This window comes from Pseudomonas sp. S2_C03 (assembly GCF_054668405.1).
Genome location: NZ_CP162766.1, coordinates 1,777,764 through 1,789,621 on the forward strand (window position 1 = coordinate 1,777,764; position 11,858 = coordinate 1,789,621).

Here is an 11,858-nt window from a genome sequence, read left to right on the forward strand (position 1 = left end):
GCATGTGTCAGAAATCGACCGTGGCCGACAGGAGCAGGGTGCGTGGTGACCCCTGGGAAAACGCGCCGTAGGAGGCGACCCCCGACCAATACTCACGGTCGAAAACGTTTTGCACCGTGGCGCGAAACGTCGTGGGTCGCTGGGCAATACGCGTGGTGTATCGAGCGCCGACATCGATGCGCGTCCACGGGTCCAGTTCCTGGGTGTTGGCCTGGTTGACGTACTGGCTGGCGGTGTAGATCGCGCCGCTGGTGAGCGTCAGCCCTTCGGTCCAGGGTGTGTCCCATTCGGCCCAGAGGTTGGCTTGCACGTCGGGCACGCCCACCGGAGTGTTGCCGCGATTGGCCGCGACGCTGGTCTTGGTCAGTTCCCCGTCCAACAGCGTGACGCCACCGAGCAGGCGCGTGCCTTGGGCTATCTCGCCCGACATGTTCAGTTCCACGCCGCGATTGCGCTGTTCACCCTGGACGGCGAACACCCCGGAAGACAACTCGCCACTGGGCTTCTTGATCTGGAACAGCGCCAGGCTCGACATGAAACTGCCGTAGTCGAGCTTGACCCCGACCTCCTGCTGGCGCGACACGTAGGGGGCAAAGATTTCGCCGGCGTTCGAGGCGTTGCTGGGGGCGACGTCCCCCTTGCTAAGGCCCTCGATGTAGTTGTAGTAGAACGACACGTGGTCCCAGGGTCGCAGCACGGCCCCGAACAACGGCGTGGTCTTGCCATCGTCATAGGCTGAAGTGACCGCACCGGCGGCGTTGTAGTTGTGGGACTGGATGTTCTGCTTGCGCAGGCCCAGGGTCACTTGCACGCGCTGGTCGAGTATCGACAGGGTGTCGGCCAAGGCGATGCCGGACAACTCGGTCGCCGACACTTTGGGCGTGGCCGGCTCGGCGATCGCGGGTTTGGGGCGATGGATCGGGTGGTAAATGTTCGACAGCACCGCAGGCCCGGACAAAATGCCCCGGGATAACTCATCGCGATAACGCGTCACTTGCAGGGCGGTGCTGTGGCTCACGGGACCGGTGTCGAAGCGCAGCCGCGCACCGGCGTCGACCGTGTAGCGCCGGACTTCGAACTTGTAATAACCGGGGATCGACGAGGTATCGCCTGCGGCGTTGATGATGGTGGGGGTCTGGTCGGACATGCGTGCGACCTTCGACTGGCCGCCGCCGGCATGGGCGAACACCGTCAATTGATCGTTGAGGTCGTATTCACCGCTGAGCAGGGCCGACTTGTCGCGGGTCCTGGACCAGCCCCAGTCCTGGCTGACGTTGGTCCGGCCGTTGGCGGCGGAAGGGATTTGCACGCCCGACGCGATCAGGAACGGTCGGGACGCGGCGTCAAACTGCTCTTCCTGGCTCACCAGGTCCAGGCTGGTGCGCAGGCGATCCCCTTGATAATCCAGGGCCAGCGCGCCGACGCCGACCTCGCGGTTCTGATCATCGATCACCGTGTCACCTTGCTGCACGCTGCCGTTGAGGCGCACACCGAAGCGACGTTCCTCGCCAAAACGTCGGCTGAGGTCCAGGTGACCGCCGAGTTGGGCGTCCTGGGCGTAACTGGCGGTGAATCGGGTCAGGTCTTCATCGAGAGAACGCTTGGGCACCACGTTGATCACGCCGCCCACGGCACTGTTGGGCGACATGCCGTAGAGCAGCGCGCCGGGCCCCTTGACCACTTCGATGCGTTCGGCGTATTCGGTGAACACCCGGTAGTTGGAGGCCACGCCATAGACGCCGTCGAAGGCCAGTTCGCCCAGATTGCCTTCACCGACGGGAAACCCCCGGATGAAGAACGAGTCGACGATGCCACCGGTCTGGCCGGTGGAGCGCACCGATGAGTCACGCTCCAGCACATCACCCACGGTCGTTGCCTGTTGGTCCTTGATCAGGGCGGCGGTGTAGGTGCTGACACTGAACGGCGCATCCATCACGTCGGTGTTGCCGAGCATGCCCAGACGGCTGCCGGTCGCCACCTGACCGCCTGGATACACCGGCGGCAGGCTGTCACTGCGTGTGTCGATGCCGTCGATGGTGGTTTCGTCGAGGGTGACCCGGCGTTCCACCAGCGTGTAGCTGCCGTCGCTGCGCAAGACCATGTCCAGACCGCTGCCGGCGAGTAACCGGGTCACTGCTTCGCGCGTCGAGCAAGAGCCGGTCAGCCCCGGACTGATCAGGCCCTCCGTGAGCGAAGGTTCGAACGACAGGGCGATGCCGGCGTCCACGGCGAAGCTCGACAGCGTTGCGCCGAGAGGTCCGGGGGCGATGTTGTAGGCATGGACCACGACCGAATCGAGTTGCGTCGGCGCGGCTGCCATCGCCGACGGGCAGGCAGCGCTGATCAGGGTCAGGCTCAGCAGCGCGCGGCAAATGACAGGCATGGATGGATGACCCTGTGGCGAGAGGCAATGGAGGTTTCTGTACAGGCCAGCCGAGATCGAAAAAAGTATCAGCCAGCGGCAGATTTTTTTGGAGGCTCAGGCCGGAGACAAAGTGACCCAGTACCCTCGCAGGTGAGCGGTGGCGGTGACCGGGTAGGTTTGCACCAGCATGTTCAAGGTGCGCTGGGTGTCGCTGATCGGAAACGCGCCGGAAATGCGCAGATCGGCAAGCGCCGGGTCGTACCTGACAAAACCGTGGCGATAGCGGGTGAGCTCAGCGACGAAATCCGCCAGGCGCATCTTGTCCGCCATCAGCATGCCCTGGGTCCAGGCGCTGGCATTCCGGTCTGCGGTGTTCACCCTGCCAAAGGCTTGGGCGGTGAATGCCATGCGCTGGCCGGCATTGACGATCAGGGACTCGGCCTGACGGTTATCGGCCAGCACCACTTTGACGGCGCCTTCCATGACCGCGAGGTGGGTGAACGGGCTCAATTGGCGGACGATGAAGCGCGTGCCCAAGGCCTGCATGTGGCCTTGCGCGGTGCTGACCAGGAAGGGCCGGGCCAACGATGAGTTGTCCGTGGCGGTCTGCACCAGGATCTCGCCTTCGCGCAGGCGAATCAGGCGCTGCTGGCTGTCGAACAGCACATCGACGGCGGAATCGGTGTTCAAGGTGATGCGAGAGCCATCGGCCAGGGTCCACTCGCGTCGTTCGCCGACGGCGGTGCGATAGTCGGCCGTCCACTGCTGCGACTGCGCCAGTTTCCAACTGCCCCAGCCGACCGGCATCACCGCCAGCAACAGCGCCAGCTTGCCGAGGGCCGCACGGCGTTCCGGGTTGCTCGGTCGATCCAGCGCCGACATCGCCAGCGACGGCGGCAGACCGCCCAGTTTGCTTTGCAGCAACTGCGCCCGAGCCCAGGCACGGTCACGCTCGGGGCTGCTGATCTTCCAGCGTTCCCACTCGGTGCGTTCGCTGTCGCTCAGGTCGTTTTCGCTCAGGCGCATCAGCCATTCGGCGGCTTCTTCGAGCACTTCGGGGGGCAGCGGCGGGTCCTTGCGCAGGATGAGCATTCATTCCACCAGCATCAGGCACTGCACGAATGCCTGCTTCATGTAGCGCTTGACGGTGATCAGCGATACGTCCAGTTGATCGGCGATGTCCTGATATTTCAGGCCATTGAGCTGCGACAGCAGGAACGCTCGTTTGACCAGCGGCGGCAAGGCATCAAGCATCGCGTCGATTTCATGCAGGGTCTCCAGGACCACGAAATGGGTTTCCGGCGAAGGTGCTTCTTGCGGCGGCAGGTTGTCGAGGGCATCGAGGTAGGCGCGTTCGAGTGCCTTGCGCTGGTACCAGTTGATCAGGATGCCCTTGGCCACGCAGCTGAGGTAGGCACGCGGCTGTTCGATCACGGTGACCTGGGACGCGAGGATGCGCGCGAAGGTGTCCTGCGCCAGGTCGGCCGCATCCATCGCGTTGCCCAGTTTTCGTTTCAACGTCGCGTACAGCCAGCCGTGATGGCCACTGTACAGGGCCTCAATCGCACGCAGGTGCTGATCGTGATTCGTGGGAAGGGTTTCGCTCATGGCGCCAGGCTGACTTGTAATTGAGAAGTATTCCCAATGCTAGTTGACTCGCTACCGGGAAAGCAAGTGCGATCACTCGCCCGCTATCCGCAGTGGCCGGGCGCGCAACGCCACGATGGGCAGCAGTGCGATCAGGTAGGCGGCGCAGACGAACAGGTAGGTGTATTGCAAACCGTAGATCTGGCTGAGCAAGCCACCGGCGCAGATGCCGGCAATCGAGGCGAACTGCGAGATGCTCTGGGCAATTCCCAGCACGTAACCCTGTTGCGAGCTGTCTGTGGTTTTCGAGATCAGTGCCATCAGTACCGGTGTGGTCGCGCCCAGCAATACGCCCCAGGCGAAGTACGCCATGACAAATACGGAGGCGTTGCGGGTCACGCCGATCAGCGCGGTCAGGGCGATGCACCCGATCACCACGTAGCGGATGCGCAGCAGTGAGTCTTGTGCGGTGCGGTGCTCGAAATAGCGCGACCACGCCGTTGCGCAAAGGATGAAACCCAGCGCGAACAGGCCATAACACAGGCCGACGACCGAGTTTCTGACCTCGAACGTCGAGCTGACGTACAGCGAAAACGACGTCTGCGGCAGCATCCGCGCCAACAGCAGAATGCCCATGACCCCCAGCAACGACAGCATCGGAGAGCGGCGCCAGGCAAGGTCGTGTGATTGCCGGGTGGTGGCAGCGGTTTTCTTCACCGGTGGCACGTCCGGTAGCGTCACGGCAGCGATCACCGTGCAGAGGGCGCACAGGATCGAGGCGATCAGGTTGATCCAGAAGAACGTCGCGTAGTCGAGGATCAGCCCGCCGACGACGGCCCCCAGCAACGACCCGACGTTGGTCGAAATTTGCAGGATCGCGAACAGCCTGGCGCGGCGAGTCGGTGCCTCGATACTCACGCCGTAGGCCTGGGCCGGGGCGATATAACCGGCGAACGCGCCTTGCAGGAATCGCAGCACCAGGATCACCCAGATGTCGCTGGCAAAGGCCAGGCCCAGTTGCGTCAGGGACAAGCCGGCGAGGGCGCGGATCATCATCAGCTTGTGACCGTAGCGATCGCCGATGCGGCCCCAGAATGCGCTGGTCAGCATGATGCCCAGCATGGGGCCGACGTACACGGCGATGCTGGCGAAGCTGAAAAACGAGGCCGAGTCCGTCAAGCCGCGCAGGTGCACCGGCCAGAACGGTCCGCTCATTTCCATCGCGCCCATGGAAACCAACTGGATCGCGAACAGCAGATAAATCAGGACTCTGACGCTCGAGCCCTGAATGACACCGGCGTTGGGCATGGGACAACCTCGCTAGTCGAACGGGAGCGGGGGAGCGGCAGAACAACCTCGCATCACCCGGCCAAACGGCGTGCATTTGACCCGGCTCCGGCGATTGCCGCAACCGGATAAACCCATCCTGTGAAGCCCGCGAGGAAAAATCGAAGCAGGGTGATACTTTTTTCGAGCTGGCTGGCATTAGGAGTGATTCCCATTTCCTAGCTCCAAGGAACCTCACGCCATGCCTGTTGCCAGTCGACCTTTCGCCGAGCGCGCCCTCACGCTCGCCATCCGCGCCGCCTTGCTCAATGTAGCCCTGATAGCCGCAAGCACCAGCGCCTGGGCCGCCACGGCCGAGCCCTCGGGCAAGCCGGAAAATCCTTCGGTCGGTACGTCGAGCGACACGCCGAACCTGACCCTGGACACCACCAACATCAACGCCCGCTACGCTGGGCCGACCGCGCTGCCCGCAGAGTTCACCGGCGGCCAGGTGGCACGGGGTGCGCGCCTGGGCATGATGGGCAACAAAGATGTGATGGACACGCCGTTCAGCGTGACCAGCTACACCGCCAAGACCCTGGCCGACCTGCAAACGGTGACCGTGGCCGACGCCCTGCAACGCGATCCTTCGGTACGTTCCACCGGGCAAACCGGCGGTATCGTTGACTCCTTCTTCATTCGTGGCTTTGCCATCGGCGAAGGCAACCTGGGCGAACTCGCCTACGACGGCGTGTATGGCGTCGCGCCCAACTACCGCGCCTTTACGCAGTACACCGAACGTGTCGAAGTGCTCAAGGGGCCGGGTGCCTTGATGTACGGCATCTCGCCCAACAGCGGGGTGGGCGGTGTGATCAATATCGTGCCCAAGCGCCCGCTGGCCGAAGACCTGACCCGCTTTACCGCCAGCTATGAGTCGGACTCCAACGTCGGCGGCCATCTGGATGTCAGCCGCCGCTTCGGCGACGAGAACCAGTTTGGCGTGCGCTTCAACGGCAGTTTGCAGGGCGGCGATACCGCTGTGGATGACCAGGAGCGAGCGGTGAACATCGGCGCCATCGCCCTGGATTATCAGGGCGAGCGCTTGCGCCTGAACCTGGATTTCATCAGCCAGAGCGAAAAATTCGATGGCGCATCACGGCCCTTCACCATCGCGCCGGGGGTCGAGGTGCCTTCCGCCGCCAACGGTCGCACCAACGTCTCGCAGAAGTGGGGCTGGTCCGACACCAAAGAGCAGTCGGCCTTGCTCGGCGGCGAATATGATCTGAACGACAACCTGACCGTCTTCGCCCACGCCGGTGGCGGCAAGTCGGATGTCAAACGCTTGTCCGACCAGGTGCCTCGCATTCTCAACGATGCAGCCGACACCAGTAATATCCCCGGTTACTACAAATTCAACGTCGATCGTTCGACCGCCGACGTTGGCCTTCGCGGGCTCTTCGCCACCGGCCCGGTAACCCATACCACGACGCTGATGGCCACCCGTTATCAGGATGAACTGTCCCGGGGCATCACCAACGGTACCGACATCCGTTCCAACTTCTACCACCCGGTGGACGCGCCCAAACAGTACCTCGCGGCGCCGAAGGTGCTGCGCGTTTCCGAATCGGAACTGTCCGGCGTGGCGTTCACCGACACCCTGGGCATGTTGGACGACCGCATCCAGTTGACGCTCGGTGTGCGCCGCCAGGACATCGAGTCGCGTAACTACAACGCCGCCGGCTCAGTCAGTTCGCGGTATGACGACAGCGCCACAACGCCGTTGGTGGGCGTGGTGGTCAAACCGTGGGAAGACGTGTCGCTGTACTACAACTACGTCGAAGGCCTGAGCAAAGGCGACATCGCCCCCGGCACGGCGGCCAACGCCGGTGAAACCTTTGCCCCTTATGAGTCCAAGCAACACGAAGTGGGTGTGAAGTATGAGCACGGTACGTTCATGACCACCCTGGCCCTGTTCCAGATCGAAAAACCGAGCGGCGAAGTGGGTGCGAACAATGTGTTTTCGGTGCAGGCCGAACAGCGCAACCGTGGCGTCGAACTCAGCGTATTCGGCGAAGTGGCACCCGGCACCCGCCTGATGGGGGGCGTGACCTTCCTTGACGGCGAACTGACGGACTCGGCCACTGCGGCCAACCGCGGCAACAAACCGGTGGGCGTGCCCGACATCCAGGCCAACCTCTGGGCCGAATGGGACACCCCATGGCTGGAAGGCTTCACCCTGACCGGCGGCGCCATCTACACCGACAGCCAATACGTCAACCAGGCCAACACCCAGGAACTGGATGCCTGGACCCGCATCGACGCCGGCGCGCGCTACGCCACCAAGATCGAAGGCCGGCCAACGACGTTCCGCGCCACCGTGCAAAACGTCTTCGACCGCGAATACTGGTCGGGCGTGGCCTCGTATGGGGCGTTCTCCCAGGGGTATCCGCGTACGTTGCAGTTGTCGGCGACGGTGGATTTCTGAGCAAGGTCAGGCGGTGGCTTCAGGCTTGTTCGTTCAAATCTGCGCCAGCAACCACGAACGGAACGCCACCAGCGACGGCAGCATTTCGTTGCGTGGCGGGTAGGCCAGGTAATAGCTGCGCTGGCTGGCGAAGGGCTGGTCCAGGCTGATCAGCTCGCCGTTGGCCAGTTCGTCGCTGACCAGGATGCGCGGCACCAGGCCGATGCCGATGCCGGCCCTGACCGCCTGGATCAGGTGCGAGGTCAGTTCGAAGCTCGGTCCCAGGCGCATCAGGCGGTGGGGCAGGTGGTGATGGCTGAACCACTCGCCCCAGACGTTGGCGTTGGTGGCGACATTGAGCAGGGTCTGCTCGCCGATGCGCGCAGCCGACCAGTCCTGCTGGGCAGCGGCGGCCTGCGGGGAGATGACCACCAGCAGTTCTTCGGTGTGCAGTCGATGGCTGATCAGGCCGGGCAAGTCGCTGGAACCGACGACGATGGCCGCATCGATGCCGCTGGATTCGAAGTCGATGGTGTCGATCCGCGAATGGATGTGCACCAGCATGCCGGGATGGTTCTTGTAGAAATCATGCAGGCGCGGCAGCAGCCATTTCGAGCCGAAGGTCGGCAGGGTGGCCAGTCGCAGGGTGCCGCTGCCGGACTGATACGCCATGGCCTGCAACGTCGCGCTGCGAATGCGCCCGAGCGCTTCGCTCATTTCCCGTTGATACAGCCGGCCGACATCGGTCAATTGCACCTGGCGGCCTTCGCGGCGGAACAGGGTCAGGCCCAGTTGCTGCTCCAGCGCCTGTACCTGGCGGCTGACCGCGCTTTGGGTCAGCGACAGTTCCATGGCGGCGCGGGTGTAGCTTTCATGGCGCGCGGCGGCTTCAAAAGCCAGCAGCAGCGACATCGATGGCGTGAGGTGGCGGTAATTCATTCATAAAACTCATCGATAGCGGCAGAAATATCCGTTTGTTCCGTGACCGAGCCTGCGGGATCATTGGTGTCTATAACGACCTGAGGCTTATCTATTAATGCTCAGGCGACAAGTATCATGAAATTTCCGTGAAGAGACCACCGCCATGATCGCCCAGCTGACGACCGCGTCCCCCGCGCAGCACTACCCGGAATTCCTCCAGGCCCTGCAAGCCAGCGGCTTTCGCGGCCAGCTCAGCGCCGACTACGCCACCCGTACCGTGCTGGCCACCGACAACTCGATCTACCAGCGCCTGCCGCAAGCGGCGGTGTTTCCGCTGGACGCCGACGACATCGTGCGCATCGCCACGCTGATGGCCGAACCGCGTTTCCAGCAGATCAAGCTTACGCCACGGGGCGGCGGCACCGGGACCAACGGTCAGTCGCTCACCGATGGCATCGTCGTCGACCTGTCGCGTCACATGAACGCCGTGCTCGAAATCAACGTTGAAGAGCGTTGGGTGCGCGTGCAGGCGGGCGTGGTCAAAGACCAGCTCAATGCTGCACTCAAGCCACACGGCCTGTTTTTTGCCCCGGAGCTGTCGACCTCCAACCGCGCCACCGTGGGCGGCATGATCAACACCGACGCCAGCGGGCAGGGCAGCTGCACCTATGGCAAGACCCGCGATCACGTGCTGGAGCTCGACAGCGTGCTCCTCGGGGGCGAGCGTCTGCACAGCCAGCCGCTCAGCGAAGCGGAACTGGAGGCCGTGTGCGCCCAGCAAGGACGCATCGGTGAGGTGTATCGCACGGCGCGGCAGATCCAGGAAACCCAGGCGGACCTGATCGAGTCGGTGTTTCCCAAACTCAACCGTTGCCTGACCGGTTACGACCTGGCGCACCTGCGGGACGAGCAGGGCCGGTTCAACCTCAACAGCGTGCTGTGTGGCGCCGAAGGCTCGTTGGGCTACATCGTCGAAGCCAAGCTCAACGTGCTGCCGATTCCCAAGTATTCAGTGTTGGTGAACGTGCGCTACAGCAGCTTCATGGACGCGCTGCGCGACGCCAACGCGCTGCTGGCGCACAAGCCGCTGTCGATTGAAACCGTGGACTCCAAGGTGCTGCTGCTGGCGATGAAGGACATCGTCTGGCACAGCGTCGCCGAGTATTTTCCCAGCGACGCCGAGCGCGCCACCCTGGGCATCAACCTGGTGGAATTCAGCGGCGAAGACGTGGCGCAGGTCAACGCGGACGTGGCGGCATTCGTTGAGCACCTGCAAGCGGACAAGACCATCGAGCGTCTTGGCCACACCCTGGCCGAAGGCGCCGAAGCGGTCACCCGCGTTTACACCATGCGCAAGCGTTCGGTGGGGCTGTTGGGCAACGTCGAGGGCGAGGTACGCCCGCAGCCGTTCGTGGAAGACACCGCCGTGCCGCCGGAGAAACTGGCCGACTACATCGCCGAGTTCCGTGCCTTGCTCGACAGCCATGGCCTGGCCTACGGCATGTTCGGCCACGTCGACGCCGGGGTGTTGCACGTGCGCCCGGCGCTGGACATGAAAGACCCGGCCCAGGCCGCGCTGGTCAAGCCGATCTCCGATGCCGTGGCCGAGTTGACCCAGCGTTACGGCGGCTTGCTGTGGGGCGAGCACGGCAAGGGGTTACGCTCCGAATACGTCCCGGCATTTTTCGGCGAGCTGTACCCGGCGTTGCAAAGGCTCAAGGGCGCGTTCGACCCGCACAACCAGCTCAACCCCGGCAAGATCTGCACGCCGCCGGATGCCAAACACAGCTTGCTCAAGGTCAACGAAGTGACCTTGCGCGGTGATATGGACCGGCAGATCGACGAGCGGGTCTGGCAGAGTTTTGGCAGCGCCGTGCACTGCAACGGCAACGGCGCCTGCTACAACTACGACCCCAACGACGCGATGTGTCCATCGTGGAAAGCCACCCGTGAACGCCAGCATTCGCCGAAGGGCAGGGCGTCGTTGATCCGTGAGTGGCTGCGTCTGCAAGGCGCGGCCAATATCGACGTGCTGGCGGCTGCACGCAGCAAGGTGTCGTGGCTCAGTGGCTTGCCAACGCGGTTGCGCAACAACCTGGCGCGCTCCCGTGACGAGGCGGACTTCTCCCATGAAGTCTACGACGCGATGGCGGGCTGCCTGGCCTGTAAGTCCTGTGCCGGACAGTGTCCGATCAAGGTCAACGTGCCGGAATTTCGTTCGCGTTTCCTGGAGTTGTACCACGGCCGTTATCAACGCCCGCTGCGCGATTACCTGATTGGCTCGCTGGAATTCACCATCCCTTACATGGCCTATGCACCGGGCCTGTACAACGCGGTGATGGGGTCGAAATGGATCACGCGCTTGCTCGAGCGCCACGTCGGCATGCTCGACAGTCCGTTGTTGCATCGCTTCGACCTGCAAAAAACGCTGACCCGATGCAAGGTGGCGGTGGCCAGCGTGCCGGCCCTGCGCGAACTGACGGCCGAGCAACGCGAACGCAGCGTGGTGCTGGTGCAGGATGCCTTCACCCGTTACTTCGAAACGCCCCTGCTGGCGAACTTCATCCAGTTGGCCCATCAACTGGGCTATCGGGTGTTCCTGGCGCCCTACAGCGCCAATGGCAAGCCATTGCATGTTCAGGGCTTCCTCGGCGCCTTCGCCAAGGCGGCGATCCGCAATGCCAATCAACTCAAGGCGTTGGCTGACTGCGGCGTGCCGCTGGTGGGCCTGGACCCGGCGATGACCCTGGTCTATCGCCAGGAATATCAGAAAGTGCCGGGTCTGGAAGACTGCCCGACAGTGCTGCTGCCCCAGGAGTGGTTGCTGGATGCGCTGCCGGACAACCCGCGTCCTGACGGCCAGACGTTCCGCTTGCTGGCCCACTGCACCGAGAAAACCAACGCCCCGGCCAGTACCGGGCAGTGGCAGGCGGTGTTCGCCAAGCTCGGGTTGAAACTGGTCAGCGAGGCGACGGGCTGCTGCGGCATGTCCGGCACCTACGGCCATGAAGCCCGCAACCAGGAAACCTCGCGAACCATCTTCGAGCAGTCCTGGGCCGGCAAGCTGGACAAACCCGGCGAGGCCCTGGCAACCGGCTACTCCTGCCGCAGCCAGGTCAAGCGCCAGGCAGACAAGCAATTGCGCCATCCGCTGGAAGCGTTGCTGGAGTATTGCGGGCGGGGCTAACCGAACCTGAGCACACCACTCCTCTGTAGGAGCGAGCATGCTCGCGATGGAATCAAGAACACCGTGGG

Annotated in this window: 7 protein-coding genes; 2 read left to right on the top strand and 5 right to left on the bottom strand. The window is 63.5% G+C overall.

Going from position 1 to position 11,858, the window contains the following annotated elements:
• Positions 1-7 precede the first annotated feature (7 nt).
• From AB4N64_RS08130 to AB4N64_RS08145, 4 genes are all read right to left on the bottom strand, one after another.
• Positions 8-2,383, bottom strand: coding sequence for a TonB-dependent siderophore receptor (locus AB4N64_RS08130; protein ID WP_460123954.1), 2,376 nt, complete (start codon positions 2,381-2,383; stop codon positions 8-10).
• A 96-nt stretch (positions 2,384-2,479) separates the two neighbouring features.
• Positions 2,480-3,457, bottom strand: coding sequence for a FecR domain-containing protein (locus AB4N64_RS08135; protein ID WP_460123957.1), 978 nt, complete (start codon positions 3,455-3,457; stop codon positions 2,480-2,482).
• The gene (locus AB4N64_RS08140) at positions 3,458-3,973 is read right to left on the bottom strand and encodes a sigma-70 family RNA polymerase sigma factor (RefSeq protein WP_460123960.1); all 516 of its coding nucleotides are present in this window, start codon (positions 3,971-3,973) and stop codon (positions 3,458-3,460) included.
• 72 nt (positions 3,974-4,045) lie between these two features.
• On the bottom strand, positions 4,046-5,260 hold the full coding sequence (locus AB4N64_RS08145) for an MFS transporter (protein ID WP_460123962.1): 1,215 nt from the start codon (positions 5,258-5,260) through the stop codon (positions 4,046-4,048).
• A 220-nt stretch (positions 5,261-5,480) separates the two neighbouring features.
• On the opposite strand from AB4N64_RS08145, the gene AB4N64_RS08150 reads away from it, so the two are divergent.
• The gene (locus AB4N64_RS08150) at positions 5,481-7,703 is read left to right on the top strand and encodes a TonB-dependent receptor (RefSeq protein WP_460123965.1); all 2,223 of its coding nucleotides are present in this window, start codon (positions 5,481-5,483) and stop codon (positions 7,701-7,703) included.
• Between the two features lie 33 nt (positions 7,704-7,736).
• Here AB4N64_RS08150 and AB4N64_RS08155 read toward each other — a convergent pair whose 3' ends face one another.
• A complete protein-coding gene (locus AB4N64_RS08155; RefSeq protein WP_460123967.1) occupies positions 7,737-8,621 on the bottom strand; it encodes a LysR substrate-binding domain-containing protein in 885 nt (294 codons plus the stop codon).
• 145 nt (positions 8,622-8,766) lie between these two features.
• Between AB4N64_RS08155 and ydiJ the strand changes: the two genes are divergently transcribed.
• On the top strand, positions 8,767-11,790 hold the full coding sequence (gene ydiJ, locus AB4N64_RS08160; RefSeq protein ID WP_460123970.1) for a D-2-hydroxyglutarate dehydrogenase YdiJ: 3,024 nt from the start codon (positions 8,767-8,769) through the stop codon (positions 11,788-11,790).
• The last annotated feature ends 68 nt before the right edge of the window (positions 11,791-11,858 follow it).